At 69.0% G+C, this 23,614-nt stretch carries 23 protein-coding genes; 17 read left to right on the forward strand and 6 right to left on the reverse strand.

Going from position 1 to position 23,614, the window contains the following annotated elements:
• Together GH740_RS04145 and GH740_RS04150 are read right to left on the reverse strand one after the other, a co-directional pair.
• A complete protein-coding gene (locus GH740_RS04145) occupies nt 1–1,167 on the reverse strand; it encodes an ABC transporter substrate-binding protein (protein ID WP_172978278.1) in 1,167 nt (388 codons plus the stop codon).
• A 279-nt stretch (nt 1,168–1,446) separates the two neighbouring features.
• Nucleotides 1,447–2,211, reverse strand: a complete 765-nt coding sequence (locus tag GH740_RS04150; RefSeq protein ID WP_367640590.1) for a helix-turn-helix transcriptional regulator — start codon at nt 2,209–2,211, stop codon at nt 1,447–1,449.
• Nucleotides 2,212–2,287: 76 nt separating this feature from the next.
• Here GH740_RS04150 and ilvD point away from each other — a divergent pair, with 76 nt between their 5' ends.
• The gene (gene ilvD, locus GH740_RS04155; RefSeq protein ID WP_153744742.1) at nt 2,288–4,210 is read left to right on the forward strand and encodes a dihydroxy-acid dehydratase; all 1,923 of its coding nucleotides are present in this window, start codon (nt 2,288–2,290) and stop codon (nt 4,208–4,210) included.
• 408 nt (nt 4,211–4,618) lie between these two features.
• Here ilvD and GH740_RS04160 read toward each other — a convergent pair whose 3' ends face one another.
• Entirely contained in the window at nt 4,619–5,476 is an 858-nt protein-coding gene (locus tag GH740_RS04160) for an IclR family transcriptional regulator (RefSeq protein ID WP_153744743.1), read from the reverse strand.
• 153 nt (nt 5,477–5,629) lie between these two features.
• Here GH740_RS04160 and GH740_RS04165 point away from each other — a divergent pair, with 153 nt between their 5' ends.
• The 12 genes from GH740_RS04165 (at nt 5,630) to GH740_RS04220 (ending at nt 20,453) form a co-directional block, all read left to right on the forward strand.
• The gene (locus tag GH740_RS04165) at nt 5,630–6,730 is read left to right on the forward strand and encodes an ABC transporter substrate-binding protein (protein WP_172978280.1); all 1,101 of its coding nucleotides are present in this window, start codon (nt 5,630–5,632) and stop codon (nt 6,728–6,730) included.
• Between the two features lie 43 nt (nt 6,731–6,773).
• On the forward strand, nt 6,774–8,543 hold the full coding sequence (locus GH740_RS04170) for an iron ABC transporter permease (protein WP_153744745.1): 1,770 nt from the start codon (nt 6,774–6,776) through the stop codon (nt 8,541–8,543).
• Between the two features lie 18 nt (nt 8,544–8,561).
• Nucleotides 8,562–9,689: an ABC transporter ATP-binding protein gene (locus tag GH740_RS04175; protein ID WP_153744746.1), complete on the forward strand. Its 1,128-nt coding sequence runs from the start codon at nt 8,562–8,564 to the stop codon at nt 9,687–9,689.
• Nucleotides 9,690–9,694: 5 nt separating this feature from the next.
• Nucleotides 9,695–10,489: an enoyl-CoA hydratase/isomerase family protein gene (locus tag GH740_RS04180; protein WP_153744747.1), complete on the forward strand. Its 795-nt coding sequence runs from the start codon at nt 9,695–9,697 to the stop codon at nt 10,487–10,489.
• The gene (locus GH740_RS04185) at nt 10,486–11,391 is read left to right on the forward strand and encodes a fumarylacetoacetate hydrolase family protein (RefSeq protein ID WP_153744748.1); all 906 of its coding nucleotides are present in this window, start codon (nt 10,486–10,488) and stop codon (nt 11,389–11,391) included. Before GH740_RS04180 ends, GH740_RS04185 begins: the two co-directional genes overlap by 4 nt.
• Entirely contained in the window at nt 11,388–13,460 is a 2,073-nt protein-coding gene (locus GH740_RS04190; RefSeq protein ID WP_153744749.1) for an acetate--CoA ligase family protein, read from the forward strand. Before GH740_RS04185 ends, GH740_RS04190 begins: the two co-directional genes overlap by 4 nt.
• Nucleotides 13,457–14,779, forward strand: a complete 1,323-nt coding sequence (locus GH740_RS04195; RefSeq protein ID WP_153744750.1) for a lyase family protein — start codon at nt 13,457–13,459, stop codon at nt 14,777–14,779. Before GH740_RS04190 ends, GH740_RS04195 begins: the two co-directional genes overlap by 4 nt.
• Nucleotides 14,776–15,888, forward strand: coding sequence for a mandelate racemase/muconate lactonizing enzyme family protein (locus GH740_RS04200; protein WP_153744751.1), 1,113 nt, complete (start codon nt 14,776–14,778; stop codon nt 15,886–15,888). The genes GH740_RS04195 and GH740_RS04200 overlap by 4 nt, the downstream gene beginning before the upstream one ends.
• A gap of 8 nt (nt 15,889–15,896) precedes the next feature.
• On the forward strand, nt 15,897–17,129 hold the full coding sequence (locus tag GH740_RS04205) for an MFS transporter (RefSeq protein ID WP_153744752.1): 1,233 nt from the start codon (nt 15,897–15,899) through the stop codon (nt 17,127–17,129).
• On the forward strand, nt 17,126–18,232 hold the full coding sequence (locus GH740_RS04210; protein ID WP_153744753.1) for a mandelate racemase/muconate lactonizing enzyme family protein: 1,107 nt from the start codon (nt 17,126–17,128) through the stop codon (nt 18,230–18,232). Before GH740_RS04205 ends, GH740_RS04210 begins: the two co-directional genes overlap by 4 nt.
• Entirely contained in the window at nt 18,229–19,386 is a 1,158-nt protein-coding gene (locus tag GH740_RS04215; protein ID WP_153744754.1) for a mandelate racemase/muconate lactonizing enzyme family protein, read from the forward strand. Before GH740_RS04210 ends, GH740_RS04215 begins: the two co-directional genes overlap by 4 nt.
• Before the next feature lie 176 nt (nt 19,387–19,562).
• Nucleotides 19,563–20,453, forward strand: a complete 891-nt coding sequence (locus GH740_RS04220; RefSeq protein WP_153744755.1) for an SDR family oxidoreductase — start codon at nt 19,563–19,565, stop codon at nt 20,451–20,453.
• Between the two features lie 250 nt (nt 20,454–20,703).
• Here the strand turns inward: GH740_RS04220 and GH740_RS04225 are convergent, their stop codons facing one another.
• Nucleotides 20,704–20,937, reverse strand: coding sequence for a hypothetical protein (locus tag GH740_RS04225; RefSeq protein ID WP_153744756.1), 234 nt, complete (start codon nt 20,935–20,937; stop codon nt 20,704–20,706).
• A 146-nt stretch (nt 20,938–21,083) separates the two neighbouring features.
• Between GH740_RS04225 and GH740_RS04230 the strand changes: the two genes are divergently transcribed.
• The 3 genes from GH740_RS04230 (at nt 21,084) to GH740_RS04240 (ending at nt 22,416) form a co-directional block, all read left to right on the forward strand.
• On the forward strand, nt 21,084–21,245 hold the full coding sequence (locus GH740_RS04230; RefSeq protein WP_153744757.1) for a hypothetical protein: 162 nt from the start codon (nt 21,084–21,086) through the stop codon (nt 21,243–21,245).
• A gap of 2 nt (nt 21,246–21,247) precedes the next feature.
• On the forward strand, nt 21,248–21,925 hold the full coding sequence (locus GH740_RS04235) for a DUF6766 family protein (protein ID WP_153744758.1): 678 nt from the start codon (nt 21,248–21,250) through the stop codon (nt 21,923–21,925).
• Nucleotides 21,926–22,002: 77 nt separating this feature from the next.
• Nucleotides 22,003–22,416: a CBS domain-containing protein gene (locus GH740_RS04240; RefSeq protein ID WP_153744759.1), complete on the forward strand. Its 414-nt coding sequence runs from the start codon at nt 22,003–22,005 to the stop codon at nt 22,414–22,416.
• Nucleotides 22,417–22,420: 4 nt separating this feature from the next.
• Here the strand turns inward: GH740_RS04240 and GH740_RS04245 are convergent, their stop codons facing one another.
• Together GH740_RS04245 and GH740_RS04250 are read right to left on the reverse strand one after the other, a co-directional pair.
• Nucleotides 22,421–22,753 (reverse strand): ATP-dependent DNA ligase, encoded by a 333-nt coding sequence (locus GH740_RS04245; RefSeq protein WP_153744760.1) that lies wholly within the window; start codon nt 22,751–22,753, stop codon nt 22,421–22,423.
• Between the two features lie 26 nt (nt 22,754–22,779).
• On the reverse strand, nt 22,780–22,971 hold the full coding sequence (locus GH740_RS04250) for a hypothetical protein (RefSeq protein WP_153744761.1): 192 nt from the start codon (nt 22,969–22,971) through the stop codon (nt 22,780–22,782).
• Between the two features lie 151 nt (nt 22,972–23,122).
• Here GH740_RS04250 and GH740_RS04255 point away from each other — a divergent pair, with 151 nt between their 5' ends.
• On the forward strand, nt 23,123–23,587 hold the full coding sequence (locus GH740_RS04255) for an FHA domain-containing protein (protein WP_253941170.1): 465 nt from the start codon (nt 23,123–23,125) through the stop codon (nt 23,585–23,587).
• Nucleotides 23,588–23,614 lie beyond the last annotated feature (27 nt).

Here is a 23,614-nt window from a genome sequence, read left to right on the forward strand (position 1 = left end):
TCAGCCGTTGTACGCCACCCACTTCCCGTCCTTCAGGATCGTCGGGGTGAACTGCGGGTTGAGGATGCGCCGGGTCGTGGGGTCGAACGTGACCGAGCCGTAGACGACGCTCGGGACGTCCTTGATCTCGCCGAAGCCCTTGAGGATGCCTTCTCGCGTCGTGCCGCCTGCCTTCGCCGCGGCGACCGCGATCTTCAGGGCGTCGTAGGCGCCGGCCTCGAAGTTCGTGACATCCGCGTCGTCCGGGTACTTCTGGGTGAACGCCTTCACGAACGCCTGCACGGCCGGGTCGGGGTTCGTCTGGACGAACTGCGCGCCGATGATCGAGCCTGCGGCGTCCGGGGTGCCGTCGAACGACTGCTCGTCCTGGCCGCCGTAGAAGGTGCCGTCGAAGCCGATAGCGCGCAGCTGCGTGACGAGCTTGGCCGCGTCGGGCCCGTAGCCGATGTGCACGAACGCTTCGGGGTGGCCCGCGACGGCCTTGGTCAGCGACGGCCGGTAGTCATCGGAGGTGGGGTCGACCGCCTCGGCGGCGGTGATCTTCAGGTCGACCTTGGCGGCTTCGGCCTTGAACGCCTGGTAGGCGGGAATGCCCCAGTCCGAGGTGTTCAGGTAGCTGACGCCGACGGAGTCGACCCCCTGCTTCTTGATGTAGTCGGCGGTCCACGTGTAGGTGTCGCTCGTGGTGGTCGAGCTCGACCACTGGTACTGGGTGCCCTTGTCGGTGAAGTCGGGATTCGAGTTGTTGAAGCCGTACTGCAGGAGCTTGCCGGCGGTGTAGATGGGGGAGGCGGGAATGGACGCGGCCGACGAGTAGTCGCCGAACACGAGGATGACCTCGGGGTCGTTCACGAACTTCTGCGCGACGGTCACCGACTGCTTGGGGTCGGACTGCGAGTCCTCGTACTTCAGGGCCACCGGGTGGCCGTCGATGCCGCCGGCGGCGTTGACCTGCTCGACGGCGAGGTCGAACGCCTGCTTGAACTGCTCGCCGTACTGCGCATACTGGCCGGTCTGGGCGGCGGACACGCCGAAGTACACCGTGCCGTCCGCCGGGTTCCCGCCGCCGGTCGCGTTCGCGTCGGCCAGACTGCACCCGGCCAGCGCCATGGCGGCGGCCGCCGCGACGGTGCTCGCGAGCAGTGTGCGTCGGATGATGCGGGACATGAGTGGCTCCTTCACAGCGCCGGGTGGGGGTGCGCCGCGGCGCAGATCAGCGCCGGGCACTTGACACAGTGGCATCACCGGGCCGACGGCGCGTGTCATATGACGCCGTGCGACGTCACATGACCGAATGCGACGATGCGAACGCCGCCGCCGCTGCTGACGGCGAGAGTGCATCTGACGGACGAGAGGGTGGGAAATACCCACGCCCTCGTCCGTCAGATGCACTCTCGCGGTCCCGGCTCGGCCAAGGGGCGACGGGCGGGATGCCGCGTCCCGGCGTCAGAGCGGGGTGTACAGCACGACCTGCAGATCGGGGCGGTCGGCGAAGCGCAGCTGCTGGTGCTCCAGGGTCACGCTCGACCCGTCGGGCAGGTGGAACACGCGCTCGCGGGACACGAACCCGCCGACGTCGAACGACTCCCACCCGGCGCGGAACTCCGGACTCGCCTCGCTCAGTGCCTGCACCAGCTGCGCCGTGGACGGGTCCGCGAGGCGCCCCGCCTCGGCGCGGAACTCCGCGAGGAACCGGCGGGACGTGACATCCCAGTCGTCCAGCAGGTCCCGCACCGACGGGTCGGTGAACACGAGCCACAGCAGGTTGCGCTCCGCGGGGGCCGCCGCGGCGATGTGCGGGTACATCCGCTCGTACGCGGCGTTCCATCCCGCCATCCCCCAGTCCGGCGCGAGGGCGTACGCCGGATGGGGCAGCGCGTCCAGCAGCCGCTGCACATGCGCGGGTGCCGGCTCCACGTGCGCGGGCCCCGGCGGGGCGTAGCCGGCGAGCGAGAGGACGTACCGGCGCTCCGCGTCGGTCAGCCGCAGCGCGTCGGCAACAGCGGACAGCACCTGCCGGGAGGGGTGGATGTCGCGGCCCTGCTCGAGCCACGTGTACCACGTGATGCTCACCCCCGACGAGACGGCGACCTCCTCGCGGCGCAGCCCCTCGCCGCGGGCGCGCGGCGGCAGCCCGGCGGCGGCGCGGTCCACGCGCTCGCGGCGCGAGCGGAGGAAGCTGCCGAGCTCGTGGCGGTGGGGATCGAACACTCTCCCAGGGTAGTGCTGTCAGTACTAGCACCAGCGCCGTCTGTCGCGGCATCCCACTACCACCCAGAATCGGACCATGCCCTCCCTGCGATCCCGCACCGTCACCCATGGCCGCAATATGGCCGGCGCCCGCGCGCTGATGCGCGCGTCCGGCGTCGACGCCGCCGACTTCGGCAAGCCGATCATCGCCGTCGCGAACAGCTTCACCGAGTTCGTGCCCGGCCACACCCACCTGCAGCCGGTCGGCCGCATCGTGTGCGAGGCGATCCACCGCGCCGGCGGCATTGCCCGCGAGTTCAACACGATCGCCGTCGACGACGGCATCGCGATGGGCCACTCCGGGATGCTGTACTCGCTGCCCAGCCGCGACCTGATCGCCGACTCCGTCGAGTACATGACGAACGCGCACCAGGCGGACGCGCTCGTGTGCATCTCGAACTGCGACAAGATCACGCCGGGGATGCTGCTGGCCGCGCTCCGGCTGAACATTCCCACCGTGTTCGTCTCCGGCGGGCCGATGGAGTCGGGCCGGGCGGTGCTGCAGGACGGCACGGTGCGCACCCTGGATCTCGTGGACGCCATCAGCGAGGCGGTGAACGAGGGGGTGTCGGATGCCGACATGCTCCGCATCGAGGAGTCGGCGTGCCCGACGTGCGGGTCATGTTCGGGCATGTTCACCGCGAACTCGATGAACTGCCTCACCGAGGCGATCGGCCTGGCGCTGCCGGGCAATGGCTCGGTGCTGGCCACGCACACGGCCCGCCGCGCGCTGTACGAGCGCGCCGGCGAGGTCGTCGTCGACATCGCGCACCGCTACTACGACGATGACGACGCGTCGGTGCTGCCGCTGAGTATCGCCACGCCCGCCGCGTTCGGCAACGCCATGGCGCTGGACATCGCGATGGGCGGCTCGACGAACACGATCCTGCACCTGCTCGCCGCCGCACACGAGGCCGGCGTGGAGTTCGGCCTCGACGACATCGACGCGGTGTCGCGTCGCGTCCCGTGCCTGGCGAAGGTCGCCCCCAACATCGCCGAGAACCGCACGTACTACATGGAGGACGTGCACCGGGCCGGCGGGGTCCCCGCGATCCTCGGTGAGCTGCGCCGCGGCGGCCTGCTCGACGAGGACGTGCACAGCATCCACGCGCCGTCATTGGGCGCGTGGCTGGACGCGTGGGACATCCGCGGCGGGTCGGTCTCGGACCAGGCCCGGGATGTCTGGTTCGCCGCCCCCGGCGGGGTGCGGTCGTCGACGGCGTTCTCGCAGTCGGAGCGCTGGCTCGCGCTGGATGAGGATGCCGCGGGCGGATGCATCCGCGACGTCGCGCATGCCTACTCGGTCGACGGGGGACTGGCGGTGCTGCGCGGCAACATCGCGCCGGACGGGGCCGTCGTGAAGACCGCCGGCGTCGACCCGTCGATTTGGACCTTCTCGGGCCCCGCGGTCGTGTGCGAATCGCAGGATGAGGCCGTCGAGAAGATCCTGAACAAGCAGATCGCCGAAGGCGACGTGGTCGTCATCCGCTACGAGGGCCCGAAGGGCGGACCGGGGATGCAGGAGATGCTGTACCCGACGTCGTTCCTGAAGGGCCGCGGGCTCGGAAAGAAGTGCGCGCTGATCACCGACGGCCGCTTCTCCGGAGGCACGTCGGGACTGTCGATCGGGCATATCTCACCGGAGGCGGCCTCCGGCGGCGTGATAGCCCTCGTCGAGGACGGCGACACCATCTCGATCGACATCCCGACCCGGTCGCTGACCCTCGACGTTCCCGCGGATGTGCTCGACGCGCGCCGCCGGGCGCTCCTGGCCGGCGGCGGCTATCGTCCCCGCACGCGCGTGCGTCACGTGTCGGCGGCGCTGCGGGCGTACGCCGTGATGGCGCAGTCCGCTGACAAGGGCGCGGTGCGGGACGTGGATGCCGTGGAGCGCGCGGTCGCGCGGGTCGCGGCCGACGATGCCCTCGCCGCCCAGGATGTCGCCGTCATGGGGCGCTGAGGGGCGGCTGAGCAGCCGGGAACGGAAGAAACCTCAAGATCTGCTGAAGAATGGCTCATGTCCCCCATTTGGGGGACACCCCCCGCTACAGTGATCATCGTTGAGGCGCTGGGGACGCAACGACAAAGGCACCACCCACACCGGTGAGGCGACTGGGGAGTTTCGCCGGTGGGTGCCTGACCTCCACCTTTCGCACAGCGCCGATGGAACGTGGGTGGGTGCCGCGAGTGCTCGAATTTGGGAACGACGCCTCACGACACCCACCGGAAGCTGCGCAGAGTGTGGCGCGACGCCATCTGGGGAATGGGGTGCTCTTCGAGCTGGGGACTCGATGCGCCTCGATGCGACAGCTTCGCTTAAGGATAGCGGTTCACCGCTGGAAGCGCGCTGTGATCTCGATGTATCCAATCAGCGTGCAAGCCGCGACAGCTGTGTCGACAGCGAGCTGGCCGACTGGCGGAGGATGAGCCCCAGTTCACGGGCGCGCTGGTGGTCGATACGGTTCGCCGGTGCGGCAACGGTGAGGGCTGCCATGTGATTGCCGGGGTCGTATCGGAAGGCGACGGCCACCTCGTGCACGTCCGCATAGGCGAGACCGAAGCTGACCGCGTAGCCGGCCTTCCGCGCGAGCGCGATCTGATCTGAGAGCCAGCCCTCGTCGAAGCTGCGCACGCGCCGTGACAGGAAGACGACGCGGTCGATGCGTTCCGGGGTCATCTGAGCAAGCATGGCAAGGCCCGCGGCACTGGCGATCACCGGCAGGCGGGCTCCGCTTTTCAATCCCACCCGGACCGTTCGGGCGCCCTCGATACCGTCGAGGAAGTACACATCCGCCCCCAGACGCGTGACAAGATGCACCGTCTCTTCTGTGGCGCGGCGCAGGGCCGCCAGGGCCGGTCTCGCGGCGGCGATGAGGTCGTCGTGTGCCACGACCGCCGAGGTGAGCCCCGCAAACGTCGGCCCCAGCGTGTACAGCCGGCTGCCCAGTGGCTGGATGACGAAGCCGGCTTCCCGCATGGTGACCATCAGACGGTGCGCGGTGGACCGCGCGACACCGAGTTCGTCTGCGATGTCGGTGAGACGCATCGCGCCCCTCTCGCCCATCAGCGTCAGTGCCGTAAGTGCGTTGCGGACCGATTCCACCGCGTGCTGACTCCCTCGTCGTGGATGTCTCAGTATACGGAATAAGAGCCACGGACTATGTCGCAACCAGTGGAACTTTGTTGACCGATTGTCCCGCCCGGCGCCAGCATTGCGCTCATGCATGCGGCGGCCGCACCCGCAGTCGCTCCACTTCCCGCATGCATACGAACCCCGGCGAAGCCCCTGTCACGACGAAGGTGTCCGGCGGTGACATCCCGGGCGTGGATCACCGCACAGTGCAAGGGGTTCGTGGAAACAGCAGAGAAAGGACTCGCAATGAATCGACGCCGACTGCTCGGCTTCGCCGGTCTGACGGCCGCGGCAATGGTGCTCGCGGCCTGTACCGGAACGACCGCTCCCACGAGTGACGGTGACAGTCTGCCGACAGGGAATGGGATCAGCGAAGAGCTCATCGCCGCGGCCAAGGCCGAAGGCACTCTCACGCTGTACCACGGCACCACGGAGGAACCCACTCGTGAGTGGGTCAAGGGGTTCACCGAGGAATACGGAATCAACGTCGTCCAGCTGCGCGATTCCAGCAACCCGCTCTACTCGCGGTGGACTCAGGAGGAGAACGCCGGGCAGCACATCGCGGATCTCGTGATCCTCAGCGACCTGCCGAACATGCTCGAGGCCAGCGAGAACAAGCTGTGGATGGACTACACCCCCGCCGAGTTCGCCAAGTACCCGGACGTCTCCAAGCGCGAGGGGGCGTTCATGCCGCTCTACTCGCTGTATCAGACGCTCACCTACAACACCGACCAGATGACGAAGGAAGAGGTCGCGTTCATCCAGTCGGCGGGCGTGAAGGGGCTCTCCGATCCGCGGTTCAAGAACCGGATCTCGATCGGCAATCCGCACAACGCGCTGCAGATCCTCGCCTTCTTCGACGTGCTCGCCGAGCAGTACGGGTGGGACTGGCTGGAGGCCGTGGCGGCCAACAAGCCGCGCGTCGTGGACAGCTCCAACCCTCAGGTGCAGAGTCTGGTCCAGGGTGAGGAGGCGCTCGCCCTGGCGATCCCCTCCTCCGTCGCTGCCGGCCAGTGGGCGCAGGGCGCACCCCTCGAGTTCCAGTATCCCGATCGCACGACCGGCGTGACCTGGATGATGGGGATCTCGGCAGGCGCACCGCACCCGGCCGCCGCACGCCTGTTCATGGAATGGGCGACCTCAGCGAAGGCCAACAGTGCGTTCGCTCTGCTCGGCCAGGGAGAGCCCACCTATCAGGGTGCGGAGGACGCGCGCACGTTCCTCAAGGAGTCCTGGTACGAGGCGCCCCGGAAGGTCTGGGATGACTGGGGGGTCGACAAGGAGTTCCTCGACGGCGGCAAGGACTTCCTCGCTCAATGGGACAAGGTGTTCGGCTACTCGGGGTGATCCCGCGACCGCTCATCTGTCCGAAGATTAGGAGGCTGCTCACGTGACCGACGTCACAACACTGGTGGACGCGGAGCACACGCCGGCATCCGGAACGCCCGAAAGGGCGTCCCGGATGCCGGGGGCGCGACGCGCACGGACGTACCCATACCTCGTCTGGCCCGTTCTCGCGGTGCTGATGATCCTCATCGCCGTCCCCGTTGTAGCGATGTTCTACGGGGCTGTCCAGGACGGCAACCTGGGAAGCCCGAAGGGGACCTCGTTCTCGCTGCGGGCGCTCGTCGAGGTCTACCTCGGCTGGCCGTACATCTCGACGCTGCTGGGCACGGTCGGTCTGGCGCTGGCCGTCGCGCTCCTGTCGACGGCGATCGGCTCACTGTTTGCGTGGATCATGTCCCGCACCGACGTGCGGCTGCGCAAGTTCTTCGAGCTCACCGTCATCGCGCCGCTGTTCCTGTCGCCGTTCATCGGTGCGATCGCCTGGATGACCCTCGGCGCTCCGAAATCCGGCATGCTCAATGTGAATCTGCGGCACCTGTTCGGTGCGGACTTCACGCTGATCGACGTCATGAACGTCCCCGGGATGATCTTCGTGATGACCATGTACTACGTCCCGTACGGGTACCTGCTCGTGGGCGCGGCGCTGCGGAACATGGATCCGTCCCTGGAAGACGCCTCGTACATCAACGGGAACGGTCATCTCCGCACAGCCTTCCGGGTCACGCTGCCACTGGTGCGGCCGGCCATGGCGGCGGCGTTCTTCTTCATCGCGGTGCTCTCCACCGGCGTGTTCTCGGTTCCGGGGGTGCTCGGCGGTCGGGACGGGTTCGTTCCGCTCGCGGTGCGGATCTACCGCGCGACCGAGGTGTTCCCGTCGGATTACGCCGTCGCCGCGTCGATCGGCACGATGCTGTTCCTCGTCACGATCATCGGCGTGTTCTTCTACCGCCGGGCGGTCGCCAACGCGGCGCGGTTCGTCACCGTCAGCGGACGCGGATTCCGCCCGCGGATCATCAAGCTCGGTCGCTGGCGGTGGGTGGTGACGGCCGTCCTCGTGATCAACTTCATCGTGGCGATCGTGCTGCCCTACATCGCCTTGACGATCGTGTCGCTGACGCCGTACGCGCAGACGGATTTCACGAAACTGGATCTGTCGCTGGACAACTTCACGGCCGTTCTCACCGCACCCAAGGTGGTGGAGGCGTCCTGGAACACGCTCCTGCTCGGCGTCGGGTCGCCGACGGCGTGTGTGGTGCTGGGGGTCCTGGTCGCGTTCATCACCGTGCGCTCGGGCAGCCCGATCCGGGGAGTCATCGACTATCTCGCGACCATCCCGCTTGCGATCCCCGGTCTCGTGCTGGCAACCGGCATGATCTGGCTCTACATCCGGACGCCGATCTACGGCACGCTGTGGATTCTGCTGGTCGCGCACGTCGCGGCGTACTTGACGCATGCGTCACGGCTCGCCGCGAACGGTCTCATCCAGATCGACAAGTCGCTCGAGGAAGCCTCGATCGTGAACGGCGCCTCGCTGCCCCGCACGCTGTGGAGGATCACGACTCCGCTGATCCGACCGTCGCTGCTGTCGGCGTGGATCCTGATCTTCATCTTCTCCGTGCGTGAGATCAACGAGGCGATCATGCTGTATTCGGCGCGTTCGAACGTCTTGTCCGTCGTGACGTGGGACTACATGCAGAACGGGCAGATCCGCCAAGCCGCCGTCGTCGGCATCCTCCAGACGGTCGGCCTCATCCTCGGCGTCCTGGTCGCCCGGTACGCCTTCCGGGTCAAGCTCACCAGCGCCTCTCTTTAGAACAACCCAGGGAATACCATGACATCGACATTCTCGGCAGCAGCCTCGGCGGAGGCCGGCGCACGCCCCGTCCCCGCATTGGAAGTGAAGGACCTCCGCATCAGCTATGGCGCCGTCGAGGCGGTGAAGGGCATCAGCTTCACCGTCGAGCAGGGCGAATTCGTGACGCTCCTCGGCCCGTCCGGCTGCGGCAAGACCACGACGCTGCGCTGCATCGCCGGCCTGGAGTCGCCATCGGGCGGGGTGATCAAGATCAACGGCGCGGAGGTCGCCAGCGTCGCCCGTCAGCTGTCGCCGGACCGCCGGGGCATCAATATGGTGTTCCAGTCGTACGCGGTCTGGCCCCACTTGACGGTCGAGCAGAACGTCGCCTACGGGCTGCACGGCAAGAAGCTGGAACGCTCCGAGATCCGCCGGCGTGCCCTCGCGGCGCTGGAGCTGGTGGGCCTGGAGAAATTCGCCGACCGATACGGAACGGAACTCAGCGGTGGTCAGCAGCAGCGGGTCGCCGTCGCGCGGGCAACGGTCACCGACCCCGCCATCATCCTCTTCGACGAGCCGCTGTCGAACCTCGATGCGGGTCTGCGGGAGCGGATGCGGGCGGAGCTGCTCACGCTGCAGCGCCAGATCGGACGCACGGCGATCTACGTCACGCACGACCAGAGCGAGGCGATGGCCATGTCGGACAAGATCATCCTGATGAACAACGGCTTGATCGACCAGCAGGCGACGCCGCGCGAGCTGTACAACCGTCCCCGCACGCGGTTCGCGGCCGATTTCGTCGGGACCACGAATGTCCTCGAAGGCACGCTAGAGACGACCGGCAGCCGCCGCGTCTTCCGGGAGGGCGCACAGGGGATCGAGCTGGCCGTGAGCGATCGCGAGGTGCCCGACGGTTCCGTCGTCGCGGTGACCCGTCCGGAGCACATCCGCCTGACGACGGACACGAGCAGCCTGAACGCCCTTCCCGGAACCGTGCTGTCGGTCGAGTTCCTCGGCAACAGGTGCGACGTGTCGGTCGAGGTGCGCGGGATCCGCTTCCGGATCGAGGCGCCGGCCAGCTTCGACGCCGGAGTGGGCAGCCCGATCACGGTCGTGTTCGATCCCGACGCGATCCTGATCCTTCCGGCGACGGCGCAGGCCTGAGCGCGATGCCCGTGGGGGAGGATCACGACGTCGTCCGGTACCGCGTCGAGAACGGGATCGCCCGTCTTCGGATCGACCGGCCCGAACGCGCCAACGCCATCTCGTACGACGTGATGCTCGGGATCATCCGGGGGATCGAGCTCGCAGCGGAGGACCCCGCCGTCGCCCTGGTGCAGCTCACCGGCGCCGGTGCGGTGTTCTCGTCCGGCCGTGACATGAAGGAGGGCAGCGCAGGCGCCCGTGCACCGGAGTTCAGCCGGACCCTGATGAAGGGGATGTACCGCAATCTGTTCGAAGTCCTCCTCGAGTCTCCGAAGCCGACGATGGCGATCGTCAACGGGCCGGCCGTGGCGGCGGGGACGGAGCTCGTCCTCGCGTGCGACATCCGGATCCTCGTCGACGACGCCTATCTGCAGCTGCCCGAGGCCCGCCGCGGCGTCGCCGCCAACTTCGGCACGATCGTGCTGAGTCAGATCGCTCCCCGCGCACTGGCGGCCGAGTGGACCTTCACCGGACGCAGGATCCCGGCGGAGGAGGCGTTGCGCTGGGGACTGGTCAACCGCGTGGTGACACGGGACCAGCTCGAGGTGGTGGCCGCCGAGCTGGCGGAGTCGATCGCGGCGAACGCCCCTCTCTCGCTGCGGCGGATGAAGGAATCGATGACGAAATCGTGGGGCATCCCCCTCTCGGTGGCGTTGCGGATCGGCACCCTCGGGCCGAACCCGTATCTCTCCGAGGATCGCGAGGAAGGCGCCCGAGCCTTCTTCGAACGACGAGAACCGAACTGGAGTGGCCGATGAGATTCGTGACCTTCGAGCAGTCGGGAGCCGTGGCGCCGGGAGTGGTGCAGGGCGACCGGGTGACACCGCTGCGCGCACTGGCCGAGGCCCTACCGTCGCACCTGCGCGATGCGGTCGCATCCGCACGCGATGTCGCCGACGTCGCCGGGCTCGACGGCGTCGTCGCCGCGCTGCACGCGGCGCTGAAGGACGCTCCGGGCTCACCGGCCGTACCGCTTCGGTCGGTGCGGCTGCTCTCGCCCGTCGTCTCGCCCGGTCGCGTCATCGGCGTGGGACTGAATTATCGCTCCCATGCCGAGGAGCAGGGCGCACGGATCCCCCGCCAGCCGATCCTGTTCGCGAAGTGGAGCGACTCGGTGGTCGGGCCCGGCGCCACCGTGGCGATCCCCTATGCCGAGGCCGAGGTCGACTACGAGTGCGAGGTGGCCGTCGTGATCGGTCGCGCAGGCCGTGACATTCCGATCGAATCGGCGCTGGAACATGTGTTCGGGATCACGGCGCTGAACGATCTCAGCGACCGGAAGGCACAACTGGCCGAACGGCAGTGGACGCGGGCGAAGTCTTTCGACGGGTTCTGCCCGATGGGTCCCGCCGTCGTCACGCTGGACGAGATCCCCGCGGTGGGAGACCTCGCCGTGAGCACGACACTCAATGGCGTCATGGTCCAGCAGGGGTCCACGTCGGACCTGATCTTCGACATTCCGACGCTCGTCGCCTTCGCCTCGCAGGGGACCACTCTGCGGCCGGGGGACGTCATTGCGACCGGAACGCCGAGCGGTGTCGGATTCGTCAAGGATCCCCCCGTCTACCTCCGACCCGGTGACGTCGTGACGGTGGCCGTCGAACATGTCGGTGAGCTGCCCACCGTGATCGGGGCCATCGCCGAACGGACCTCGTCATGAGTGCGGCGCGGCTCGCCGACGCCGTGCTGAACCCGGCCTCGGTCGCCCTGGTCGGCGTCAGCCGCGATGCCACCCGCCTGTCCGGGCTCGCATTGCCCTATCTGCGTCGTGCGGGATTCGAGGGTGACGTCTATCTCGTCAATCCGTCCGCCGACACCGCCATACCCGGTGTCCACGTCGTACCGGACGTGGACGCCCTGCCCGAAGCCGTGGACCTTGCGTTCGCGTCGGTCTCGGCCCAGCGCACCCCCGAGGTCGTCCGTGGTCTCGCGCGGCGGGACGTCGGCGCGGTCGTCGTCGGCGCCAGCGGGTTCTCGGAGCTGGATGCGGCGGGCGCACAGCTCGAGGCCGAGCTGCTCACCGCGATCTCCGGGGGCGGTACGCGCTTGATCGGCCCGAATTGCAACGGCCTGTACTCCGTGCAGTCCGGGGTCGCGCTGGGATTCAACCGGGCCCACGGTCGACGTTACCGCCCCGGCGGAGTCGCGATCATCTCCCAGAGCGGCGCGCTCATCGGCGCCGTCGCCGACCTGTGCACGAGCAGCGGAGCCGGTCTGCGCGGCTTCTTCTCGACCGGAAACGAGCTCGACGTCCGCCTCGTCGATCTGCTCGAGATCCTCGCCGTGGACCCGGAGACCACCGTCATCGCCCTCGTCCTGGACCGCATCGGCGACGCCGCGCGGTTCCGCGCCGCCTGCGCACTCGCCGTACGCAACGGGAAGCGGGTCCTCGCCCTCAAATTCGGGAACACCGCCGCCGGCCGGAAGGCATCGCAGTCGCATTCGGCCCGGATGGCAGGAGACAGCGCCACATACGACGCCCTCTTCAGCGCCGTCGGTGTGACACGGTGCTCCTCGCTCAGCGAGCTCGCGATCACGGCGGCCCTGCTCGAATCGCGTCCCGCCCCGCTGCGTGCCGGCGCGCTGGTGATCAGCACCTCCGGCGCCGGCGCCGCGATTGCGGCCGATGCCCTCGAACAGCGCGGGGTCGGTCTGGTCGCCCTCGACGAGGGCACCAAGCGGGCGCTGGCACCCACGCTCCGGTTCGTCCAGCCCACCAACCCGGTGGACGTGGGTGCGGGGGGATCCGCGAATGCGCTGGAGAATTTCGCGGCTCTCCACTCCACCGCTGACGGGACCTGCACGGTGTTCGCGTACCTGCCGCCGCCGACGCCGGAGTTCGCGGAACTGTACTCGCGAGGCTTCATCGACCTCGTCGGCGGACACCGGCGCACGCGCACGGTGGGTATCGCGGTGATGATCGACAGGACGGATCCCGACCTTGTCGGCGCCTGGCTCGCCGCGGGCATCCCCGTGGTTGCCTCCGTCGACGAGGCTGCGGCGATCGTCGCCCACCTTCAGCCCGCCCCGGCAGAGGTCGCCGACACGTCGGAGTCGGCAGACGTCGACCCCGACGTGAGGAGCGAGGTCGAATCCGCCCGGATCGCCGGTGCAGCGGGCATACCGTTCCCCGCATCGGCCATCGCGTCCAACAGCGCCGAGGCGGTCGCCGCCGCCGAGCGCATCGGCTACCCGGTGGTCGTCAAGGGCGTTCCGGACGGAGTCGCCCACAAGAGCGCCCTGGGACTGGTGGAGCTCGGGCTCGACGATTCGGCCGCGGTCGAGTCTGCGGCTGACGCGCTCCTCGTCAGGATGGCCGATCTGGGGATCGCGGCCGATGCTGCGAGGCTCCTGATCGCCGAGCAGCTGCCCGAGGTGGGCACCGACCTGTTGATCTCCGTGAAGCGGGATCCGGAGTTCGGATCCGTCGGCCTTGTGGGCCTCGGCGGGACGAACGCCGAAGCGCTCGGCGCCTACAGCGTGCTCCTGCCCCCGTTCGCCCCCGACGAGATCGGCGACGCGCTCGCCGGCCTCGGCGTGGCCGCGGGCGGTCCGTCCGCCGAGCGCGGGCGGCTCCCCGGTGTCCTCACCGATGCGCTGCACGCGCTCGACGCGGCACTGCAGACGGAGCGGCTGGCGAGCATCGAGATCAACCCGTTGCGGGTCGCCCCCGGTACGGGGGCGGTCGTGGCGCTGGATGCGCTCGCGATCGCGGCACCAGAGCGATGATGGGTGCGCCGGGGCAGATCGCGGAGCTGTTCTCGCCGCGTGCCACGATCCAACGCTGGCTGCGCTTCGAGATCGCGCTGGCACGCGTCGAGGCCGACCACGGCATCATCCCGCGCGCCGCAGCCGATGCCATCGCTGCCGTCAGCATCGAGGATCTCGACCTCGCCGAGATCGCGCAGGGGGCCCAGCGGACGCGGCACGCGGTCGTGCCGTTCGTGCGCGCGCTGTCACGGGCGGCCGGGCCCCACGGTGAGTTCGTGCATTGGGGGTCCACGTCGCAGGACGTCATGGATGTGGGGAAGACGCTCGCCATCCGCGACGCGGACGCACTCGTGGATGCCGCGCTGGTGCGTCTCCTCACCGCCCTGGCGGAGCTTGCGGATCGGCACCGCCGGACGCTCATGCCCGGTCGCACCGCCGGGCAATTCGCCACCCCGATCACGTTCGGCGGGAAGGTCGCTGGCTGGGCGGATGAGGTGCTCCGCGAGATGCGGGCGTTCGACGGTGTGCGCAGCGTCGTGCTCACCGGCCAGCTGGGTGGCACGACGGGCCAGCACGCGGTGTTCGGCGCCCAGGGCGCGGTCGTCCGGGACGAGGTCTGCGCCGCGCTGGGGCTGACGGCCCCCCTGGTCACCTGGCACACCTCGCGCGACCGCTTCGTGCGCTGGGCGTTCCATTGCGCCATGATCGCCGGGGCGTTGGGACGGATCGCCGCGGAGATCATGAATCTGCAGCGCAGCGAGATCGCCGAGCTCGCCGAGCCGTTCGACAGCCTGCAGGTGGGCTCCAGCGCGATGCCCCACAAGCGCAATCCGACGATCACGGCGACCCTGATGGCGTCCGTGACGATGGTCGAAGCGGAATTCACAGCCGCGCTGAGCACGTGGCGCGGTCTTCACGAGCGCGACAAATCGCAATTCGGCGTCGAGGACGAGTACCTTCCCAGTATCACCACCAGGACCCTCGACCAGATCCCGCAGCTGACCCATGTCGTGGAGCACCTCGGTGTGGACGTCGACGCGATGAGCCGAGACCTCGACCGGGACGGGCGGACCGTCTGGTCGGAGATGCTGCTGTACCACGTCGCGCAGACGCACGGCCGTGCGACCGCACATGAGTTGATCCGCAACGCATCGGACGCGTGGCGTCCCGGGCGGGACCTTCCGCAGATCCTCGCGGCGGACCCGGCGATCGCGCCCGCCGTCATCCCGGAGACCCTTCCCGACAAGGAGACCGTGGACCTGATCCTCGCGGCCGGCGGCACGATCGTCGATCGCGTCGTAGCCGAGATCCGAGACTATGTGAAAGGCAAGCAATGAAGGTAGCGGGCATCAGCGTCGAGGCGGTCGTCGTGCCGTTCGAGAAGCCGTTCCGCGGCAGCAGCTATGCGGTCGTCTCCCGTCGGGTGCTCATCGCGCGCGTCACCCTCGACGACGGCACCGTTGCGGTCTGCCACTCGGGAAACGGCCATGAGGACGCGCCCCTCGTCGCGAGGCTCGCGACCGAGATCGGGCAGCTGATGGTCGGGAAGTCGCTGCACAGCGTGGAGCAGAACTGGGCGCAGCTTTTCGACATCGCGGGCCCCGTGCAATCACCCTGGCGACAGCGGAACCTCACCCATGCGATCGCGACGGTCGACACCGCCCTCTGGCACGCGCTCGGCGTCACCACGGAACAGCCGTTGTGCCGACTGCTCGGAAGCGACCCCAACCCGATCCCCGCGATGTACATCGGCGGGTACTACGGCGAGGGCACTGCCCAGGAAGACGTCGAAGACGCGATCGCATTCGTCAAGACCTCCGGGGTCGCCGCCGTCAAGCTCAAGGTCGGAAACCCCGACGTCGACCTGGACATCGAGAAGCTCCGACTCACGCGCGAACTCGGAGGCGACGACCTGCAGATCGTCTGCGACGCGAACGGCGGCTGGGACCTGCGCACCGCGCGTCGCTTCGCCGATGCTGCGGCCGATTACCGCATCGAATGGCTCGAGGAGCCCGTGCACTGGCACTCAGACGTCGACGGGATGCGCCTCATGCGGGCCAACGGCAAAGTGGAGATCGGCGCCGGGCAGAGCGAGACCTCCCCGCAGCGCGCGGCCAAGCTCATCATGGACGGTGCCGTCGACGTCGTGAATTTCGACGCCTCCTGGGGTGGGGGCGTCACCGGATGGCGGAAGGTCGCCGGCATCGCCGAGCTCAGCGGGGTCCGCGTCGCCCACCACTCCGAACCCCAACTCGGAATGCACCTGCTCGCCGGCATCCGGCACCGCGGTTACGTCGAGATCTATGAACCGGAACGGGATCCGGTGTGGTACCAGATGGTCGACGCGCCCCCGGTCGTCGGCGGCGCGATCACCGCGCCGTACGGACCCGGCGTGGGGCTGACCATCGACGAGTCGTTCGTCAAGCGCTACCGCGTCGACGCGTAACGGTCGTCATGCCGCCCAACCCCGCCCAGCGCCTCGCCAACGGCGCCAGCCACGCCGTGGGCTTCTTCGTGCTGCTGGGATTCGGCCTCGCCTCCCCGGTGCTGCCGCTGCTGGCCGGTGACCTCGGGCTGACCGTCGCCAGCATCGGCGCCGCCGTGGCGGCCTTCGCCGTCGGGCGACTGATCTTCGGGCTCGGATCCCTGTTCGGACTGACCCAGATGCGGCACATGCTGCACCTCGGCTGGCTGGTCGGGGGATGCCTGCTGACCGCGGCTGCGGCGGCGTGGTGTGCACTGGCTCCCGACGCCATCCAGCTGATCGCCGCGCGTGCGCTGCAGGGAATCGGCTCGGCGATGGCGATGCTCGCCGCATCCATCCGACCCTTCGTCCTCGACGACGATGCCGCTCTCGGACGCCGAGTCGGCAACCAGCAGTCGGTATTCATGCTCGGGACGGCCATCGGCCCCATCATCGGCGGGGTCCTCGGCCAGTTCGCCGGCCTGCACGCGCCGTTCTGGGTCACCGCCGCGCTCGCACTGTTCGGCATCCCGTGCGGGCTCGTCGCGCACCGACTCGGTGCGGGCGCCGGAGCCGTCGCGGCGGAACCCGTCACCGGCCCCCGCGTCGGGACGTCCCGTCGGCTCCGCGTGGGGATGCCGGCGGCCGCGGCCGCTCTGGTCATCGTCGCGGTCGCCAACGCAGACCGCAGCGGCTTCCGGACGACGTTCTTCCCGCTCTGGAGCAACGATGTCCTCGGGATGTCTGAGACGATGATCGGCGTCGCGCTGAGCGTCGGAGCACTCGGCTTCCTGTCCTTCGCCGTCGTCGGCCGACTCGTCGACGTGCTGGGGGCCGCACGCGTCCTCGCCGCCGGCGGAGTCCTCCTCGCGGTGGCCAGCGGGCTCGTGCTGGTGTTCCCCACGGTGTGGGCGGGTTTCGTGGCGATGGTCCTCTCGACGATGGGGGCGAGCAGCACCATTGTGGCCGCCAGCACGATCATCCTCGCGGCCGGGAGCGGTTCGCGGCGCTTGATCGCCATCCGCAACCAACGTGTCGCCACGGACGTCGGGATGTTCCTCGGCCCCCTCCTCGTGGGCGTCGCCATCGGGGCGTGGGGGTATTCCGGAGCCCTCGTGGCTCTGACCGTCGTCGGGTTCGCGGTCGTGTTCGCCGCTCTCGCGGTGCGGCCCGACACGCACTCCGCCGTGCACCCGCCTACCGTCCAGGAGGACCCGACATGAAGATCGCGAAGATCGCCGCGACCTGGTATCAGGCGCCATTCGCGCGCCCCATCGCGAACAGCACGTTCACCTACGGCGCCAGCAACAAGGTCGTCGTGCGCATCCACACCGACGGGGGTCTCGTCGGCACCGGATGGACCAACGGCACGGGACTGGCCATGGCGATCGCCCGGGACATGGGACAGCGCATCGTCGGCCGAGACGCCCTCGACCGCACCGCCGCCCTGGCGGTGCTTGCCGATGACAAGGTGTACGGCCGTGGCGGGCTGTCGGCGAAGTCCCGCAGTGCGATCGACATCGCGCTGTGGGACCTCGCCGGCCAGGTGAGCGGGCTGTCGATCCATCGGATGCTCGGCGCGCACCGCGACCGCGTGCCCGCCTACGTCGCCGGCGGCTACTACGCCGAAGGCAAGGACCTGTCTTCCCTCGCCGAGGAAGCGCTCGGTGCGTTGTCTCTCGGCGCGAGAGCCTTCAAGATGAAGATCGGTCTCGCGGACCCGAAGCGGGACCTCGAACGGGTGGCCGCCGTGCGCTCGGCGGTCGGGCCGGACGTGGCCCTCCTCGTCGACGCGAACGGCGGCTATGACCGTGCCACCGCGCGGCTCATGGCCGACGGGCTGCGGGAGTTCGACGTGGCGTGGTTCGAGGAGCCGATCGACTCCCGCGACGTCGAGGGCCAAGCCGCGCTGCGGGCCGCGGCCGGCATCCCGATCGCATCCGGTGAGAGCGAGCACTCGCTGCACGAGATGGGGTACGCGATCCGTTCCCGCGCGATGGACGTCCTCAACGCGGACGCGCAGTGCGTGGACGGGATCACCGGATGGGCGGTCGCAGCGCAGATGGCCGCAGAGGAAGGCATCCCCGTCGCGCCGCACGGCGACCAGGAGCTGCATGTGCACCTCGCTGCCGCCGTGCCGCACGGGACGTTCGTCGAGTACTACCACGGGGTGAACGCCCTCCGTGAGGAGATGTTCGTGGAACGGCTCGAGCTCAATGACGACGGCACCGTGAGTCCGCCCGATCGTCCCGGGCTGGGGTTCGTGTTCGACGAGGAACGACTGGCGAGGTTCCGTCGGGACGGGCTCGAAGCGGGGGCAGCGTGAGGATCGAGTCCATCCGGCCGGTCGCCGTCGACCGGTATCTCTTCGTCCAAGTGCGCACGGACGATGGCATCGTCGGTCTCGGAGAGGCGAGCGCCTGGGCGCACCACCCCGAGACGGCAGAGGCGATCCGGTCGATCGCGGAGGCGCTCGAGGGGGAGGACCCCCGCCTGATCGAGCGGCACTGGCAGTTCCTGCACCGTGCCGCGCACTTCCGGGGGGCGGTCCTCGGCGCCGCGATCGGGGCGATCGACATCGCCCTGTGGGATATCGCCGGTCAGCAGCTCGGGGTGCCCATCCATGCTCTCCTCGGCGGTGCGATCCGCGATCGCGCGCGGGTCTATGCGCACGTGTGGGGCTCCGCGCGGGACGAACTCGTCTCCGGCATCGAGGACGCCGTCGCCCGAGGGTATACGGCCGTCGGTCACCTCAGCCCGTTCTCCGACGGCGACGTCGTCACCCCTACGTCGGCGAGCCCGACCAGACGCGTGGCCGAGGCGATCGACGCGGTCCGCGCGTTCCGCACAGCGGCGGGCGAGTCCGTCGACCTCTGCGTCGAGGTGCACCGGAGGATGACGTTCGCGGAGGCCCTCCAGTTCCTCCACGGCATCCAGGACCTGCGCCCGATGTTCGTGGAGGATCCGCTCACCCACGACAACATCGACGAGATGGCCGATCTCGCCGCACGCACCACGGTCCCGATGGCGACCGGCGAACGTTTCACGAGCATCTGGGATTTCCAGATGCTGCTTCGGCGCCGTGGTGCCGAGTACCTGCGACCGGATCCCGGTCTGCTCGGGGGGATCACGGGGCTGCACAAGGTGGCCGTGCTGGCCGAGGCCAATCACGCGGGGCTCGTTCCGCACAATCCGATGGGTCCGGTCATCACGGCGGCATCACTGCACGTTGCGGCGTCGAGCGCGGCATTCTCGATCCAGGAGTACCCCGAGCATCAGACGGGCGCGGACTACTTCGCGAGCCCACCCGCGTCCGAGATCGTCGAGGGGGCGACACCGCCTGTGGCCGGATTCCTGGAGGTCCCGCGCACCCCCGGACTCGGGGTCCGGCTGCGACCGGACGCGGCCGACCGCTTCCCCGCCCGCCGTCGGCCGCTCCGATCCCGGCGGTTCGACGACGGGGGCATCGCCGAGCTGTAGCGGGGCGGTGCTCACGGACGACCTGCGTCGGGGTGAGCGTGCTTGATTGTCAAGGGCCTGCACGGGGACTGCATCGCGTCCGTAGCGTGGCTCTTGCACGCCGACCGGGTGCTCGCCGACGCGTTTCTTGGCGGAGGAGGGCTCGGCCGACGGGCGTCATTCCGGAGGGGGAAACGATGACCGCTGCGAACAGCGCCGACGACCCGCGTGACAAGCACCACAATGCGGGCTTCCCACCGCAGCAGCAGGATCAGCCCGGGCATCTGGGCGAGGTCCGACCTGAGCCCGACCACGGCGAGCACAGTTACCAGGGTCACGGACGACTGCGGGGGCGCAAGGCCCTCATCACGGGCGGCGACTCCGGTATCGGACGTGCGGTGGCGATCGCCTACGCACGGGAGGGCGCCGACGTCGCCATCGCGCACCTGCCCGAGGAACAGGAGGATGCGAACGAGACCGTCCGCTACATTCACGACGCCGGGCGCGATGGGCTGAGCCTCCCCGGTGACGTCCGCGACGAGGCGTTCGCATCGCGCATCGTCGACCGCACGCGCAGCGAGCTGGGCGGCCTCGACATCCTGGTCTTGAACGCGGCATACCAGAAGGACCGCGACAGCTTCGCGTCGCTGCCCACCGACGAGTTCGACCGCGTGCTGCACACCAATCTGTACGGGCTCATGTACACGGCCCGCGCCGCAGCTGGGCACCTTCAGGCCGGCGCCGCGATCATCGTCACCGCCTCGATTCAGGCGTTCCAGCCGTCCCCAACGCTCATCGACTACGCGATGACGAAGGCCGCGCAGGTGGCGTTCGTGAAGGCGCTCGCCGAGGAGCTCGGGCCGCACGGGGTGCGCGTGAACGCCGTCGCTCCCGGCCCGATCTGGACACCGCTGATCCCGGCGACGGGCTGGGACGAGAAGAGGCTTGCCTCGTTCGGGCAGGACACGCCCCTCGGCCGGGCGGGGCAGCCGGCCGAACTCGCCGGCGCCTACGTCTATCTCGCGTCGGACGAGGCGTCCTACGTGTCCGGCGCGGTCCTGCCGGTGACCGGCGGAAAACCCCTCTGACGCGACGGACGCTACATCGGCGGCGGACCCGACGGCAGTGGCGTCGGCTCGACGGGATGCGGCACCACCGGCTCCTCCGGATTCGGAGCCAGCGGTTCCGTCGGGTGGGGCGGGGCCGGCTCCGGCGTGGTCCCCGGGGGCACGGTGGGCTCCGTGGGTACCGGCGGCGCGGGCGGACCCGACGGCTCGGTGGGCACCGGCGGATCGCCGGGGCCGGACGGATCGACGATGTTGTCCATGTGTCCTCCGTTCACGGCTCGTCCATCACGCGGAGGTCGTCGGGGCCGCCGGCGTCACGAACCGGCTCGTCCTCCGCGAGCAGGTCGCCCTGTCCGCGCGCGCCGAGTTCGGCATCCAGCGGGTCCACGCCCTGCGTCTCGGGCTGCACCGCGTCAGCGCTCGCGGCGATGTCCTCGGCGGGGATCTCCTCGTTCTCGTGCGGTCGGCGCATGAGGTCGTCATCCGACAATGGGGCATCGCTCATGGGATCGATCCTTTCTCGATACGGCACAGCATCCGTCCTGAGCTGCCCGCGGGCCACGGGGTTGACGCCGGATGCCGCCGGACGTAGAGACGACGGCCGCTGTCAAGGGGTGTGCGCTTCCCGCCGCGACATGGTCGAGTGCCGTCATGACCGACGACACCGATACCGGCCGCAGCGACTCGCGGGCCGCGCACGCCGAACATCCATCGATGCACGACCGTGCACGATTCATCCTGTTCTGGGCATGGATGGTCCTGATCTTCGGCGGTCTGGCGGTCATGATCACGTTGCCACTTGCAGGGCGGTGACGATGCGACGCTTCCTCGGCGACAACGGCCTCAGCCTGAGCTTCCTCGCCATCTTCCTGCTGTCCCTGATCGGGCAGTCCGTCGCCGGCTGGTTCGACGAAAACGAGCACCTGGTCGAGCACGGGCAGGACGCCGTGTCCTACGGCCACTTCGTGACATCCTCGTCGTTCCTGGTGGATGTCGCCGAGAACTGGCAATCGGAATTCCTGCAGTTCTTCCTTTTCATCTTCGGGACCGTCTGGCTCATCCAGCGTGGATCGCCGGAGTCGAAGAAGCCCGGACACGCCGGTCCCGGCACCCGGAAGGAGCAGCGGATGGGGCGGTTCGCCCGTGCGGGCTCGCCGCGCTGGTCGGCCGCGGGCGGCGTGCGGGAGTGGGCGTATGCGAACTCGTTGCTGATCGTGATGGGCGCGGTCTTCCTGCTGTCGTGGTTCGCGCAGTCGCTGGGTGGGATGGCGGCGCTGAACGAGCAGAACGCGCAGCACGGGCAGGCGGCCCTGACCTGGCTCGAGTACATCGTCGCCCCCGATTTCTGGAACCGCACGCTGCAGAACTGGCAGTCCGAGTTCCTCGCCGTCGGGGCGATGGTCACGCTGTCGATCTATCTGCGCCAGCAGGGGTCGAGCCAGTCCAAGCCCGTGGGCGCGCCCCACGCCGCCACCGCCGAGGAGTCGACCTGATAACGCTGTCAAGGCCCTCGGCGGGCGCGGGCGCCCTACTCAGACTTGTCGGCGACACCGAACAGGAAAGGGACATCATGACATTGGCACGTGACATCATGACGTCGGCACCGCGGTGCGTCGGCGAGAACGACACGCTCGCCGACGCGGCCCGGCTGATGAAGGAACTGGATGTCGGGGCCCTGCCCATCTGCGGCGAGGACAAGCTGCTCAAGGGCATGGTCACCGACCGAGACATCGTCGTGAAGTGCCTCGCCGCGGGCGGTGACCCGCGCACCGCGACGGCCGGGTCCCTCGGAGAAGGCAAGCCCATCACCGTCCACGCGGATGACGACATCCGCGACGTCCTCACGGTGATGAGCGAGCACCAGATCCGACGGGTGCCGGTCATCGAGGACCACGATCTGGTCGGGATCATCGGCCAGGCCGATGTGGCCCTCGCACTCGCGCCGGAAGCCACGGGGGAGACGGTCGCAGAGATCTCGAGGTGACGCCTCAGTCTGATTCGGCGCCGGAGGCGAACGTCTCGTTCGTCTCCGGCTCGGGCACCAGGCGGAGCCCGGTCAGCGAGTTCGCCTCTTTGGCGAGGGCCTCCAGCCATTGCCGGTTCAGTTCGGGCAGCCGGCTGCCGTAATACTTGAACACCAGGTTGGAGCGCGAGTTCAGCCAGACGGCCGTGCGGCCCTGCCCGAGCGAGGCGTCGTCCTGCCATGTGAACGGGAACGCCTCGTCGCGACGCAGCTTGTCCGCGATGATGAACTGGACGTGCGCGAGCGCGCGATCCTCGATCTCGATCTTGACGGTGCCCTCGTAGATGAAACGGCCCATTCGGTGGCTCCTCGAGGGCGTCACGGTCAGGTTTCCCGACGGCGCCTCTTCTCGGCATCCGCGTGGTCTTTCTTTGCCCCTCGCACCACGATATCGGGCGCCGTGTCGTCCGGGGCGTACTCCGCGCCGTGCTCGCGCGCTTCGGCGTCGGTGGGAACACCCTCGGGTGCTGTGTCACCGGCATCGGAGAGTCGGTCGGGGTCGGCATCCTTGTCCATGGCGTGGCCTCTCGGTCGAAGCGATGCCGCGACGGTACCCGGAGACGACGGTGCCGGCACCCGGGTTGACACGTGCCAGAACCACAGTTTTGCGTCAAGCCCCTTCCCCCAGTGCGTCGTGTCGGGGATGCTTGCGGACGGAGGTGTGATCATGACGAAAGCCGAGGATCTGACCACGCACGCCGGGTGGGGTGCGGGCTACCCGCGCCTGATGATCACGGGCGACGGAGGGCACCGGGAGGTGCCGCTGCGGGAGAGTGTGACGCGCATCGGCTCGGGGCCGGAGGCCGACATCCGGCTCGAGGGCGTCGCGGCGGTCGCGGGCGAGATCTTCCACGACGAGAATGACGAATACGTGTTCATCCCGCACCAGGAGGGCGAGACGAACGCGCGGCTGCAGCCGATGGAAACCGCGACCGGCCAGGACGGCGAGGTGCTGCGCACCGGCGCCCGGTTCACCCTGGGGGAGTGGACATTCGTCTATATGCGGGACGAGTACGCCGATCACGGGCGCCCGTTCGGCGGACGCGAAGGCGGGGAAGGCGAGTTGCAGCCGGACCAGCCCGCACGGCCGGACTACTCGGCCGACGCGGAGGCCGCGAAAAACGAGGAATGACCTGCGCCCGCGGATGAGGTCGTCTCA

The organism is Microbacterium sp. SYP-A9085 (assembly GCF_009649635.1).
Classification (GTDB): Bacteria; Actinomycetota; Actinomycetes; order Actinomycetales; family Microbacteriaceae; genus Microbacterium.

Coding starts and splice junctions, on each gene's coding strand:
- GH740_RS04145 (WP_172978278.1), bottom strand. CDS start 1,167: ATGTCCCGCATCATCCGACGCACACTGCTCGCGAGCACCGTCGCGGCG.
- ilvD (WP_153744742.1), top strand. CDS start 2,288: ATGCCCTCCCTGCGATCCCGCACCGTCACCCATGGCCGCAATATGGCC.
- GH740_RS04160 (WP_153744743.1), bottom strand. CDS start 5,476: ATGCATGAGCGCAATGCTGGCGCCGGGCGGGACAATCGGTCAACAAAG.
- GH740_RS04165 (WP_172978280.1), top strand. CDS start 5,630: ATGAATCGACGCCGACTGCTCGGCTTCGCCGGTCTGACGGCCGCGGCA.
- GH740_RS04175 (WP_153744746.1), top strand. CDS start 8,562: ATGACATCGACATTCTCGGCAGCAGCCTCGGCGGAGGCCGGCGCACGC.
- GH740_RS04180 (WP_153744747.1), top strand. CDS start 9,695: ATGCCCGTGGGGGAGGATCACGACGTCGTCCGGTACCGCGTCGAGAAC.
- GH740_RS04185 (WP_153744748.1), top strand. CDS start 10,486: ATGAGATTCGTGACCTTCGAGCAGTCGGGAGCCGTGGCGCCGGGAGTG.
- GH740_RS04190 (WP_153744749.1), top strand. CDS start 11,388: ATGAGTGCGGCGCGGCTCGCCGACGCCGTGCTGAACCCGGCCTCGGTC.
- GH740_RS04195 (WP_153744750.1), top strand. CDS start 13,457: ATGATGGGTGCGCCGGGGCAGATCGCGGAGCTGTTCTCGCCGCGTGCC.
- GH740_RS04200 (WP_153744751.1), top strand. CDS start 14,776: ATGAAGGTAGCGGGCATCAGCGTCGAGGCGGTCGTCGTGCCGTTCGAG.
- GH740_RS04205 (WP_153744752.1), top strand. CDS start 15,897: ATGCCGCCCAACCCCGCCCAGCGCCTCGCCAACGGCGCCAGCCACGCC.
- GH740_RS04210 (WP_153744753.1), top strand. CDS start 17,126: ATGAAGATCGCGAAGATCGCCGCGACCTGGTATCAGGCGCCATTCGCG.
- GH740_RS04220 (WP_153744755.1), top strand. CDS start 19,563: ATGACCGCTGCGAACAGCGCCGACGACCCGCGTGACAAGCACCACAAT.
- GH740_RS04225 (WP_153744756.1), bottom strand. CDS start 20,937: ATGAGCGATGCCCCATTGTCGGATGACGACCTCATGCGCCGACCGCAC.
- GH740_RS04230 (WP_153744757.1), top strand. CDS start 21,084: ATGACCGACGACACCGATACCGGCCGCAGCGACTCGCGGGCCGCGCAC.
- GH740_RS04235 (WP_153744758.1), top strand. CDS start 21,248: ATGCGACGCTTCCTCGGCGACAACGGCCTCAGCCTGAGCTTCCTCGCC.
- GH740_RS04240 (WP_153744759.1), top strand. CDS start 22,003: ATGACATTGGCACGTGACATCATGACGTCGGCACCGCGGTGCGTCGGC.
- GH740_RS04245 (WP_153744760.1), bottom strand. CDS start 22,753: ATGGGCCGTTTCATCTACGAGGGCACCGTCAAGATCGAGATCGAGGAT.
- GH740_RS04250 (WP_153744761.1), bottom strand. CDS start 22,971: ATGGACAAGGATGCCGACCCCGACCGACTCTCCGATGCCGGTGACACA.
- GH740_RS04255 (WP_253941170.1), top strand. CDS start 23,123: ATGACGAAAGCCGAGGATCTGACCACGCACGCCGGGTGGGGTGCGGGC.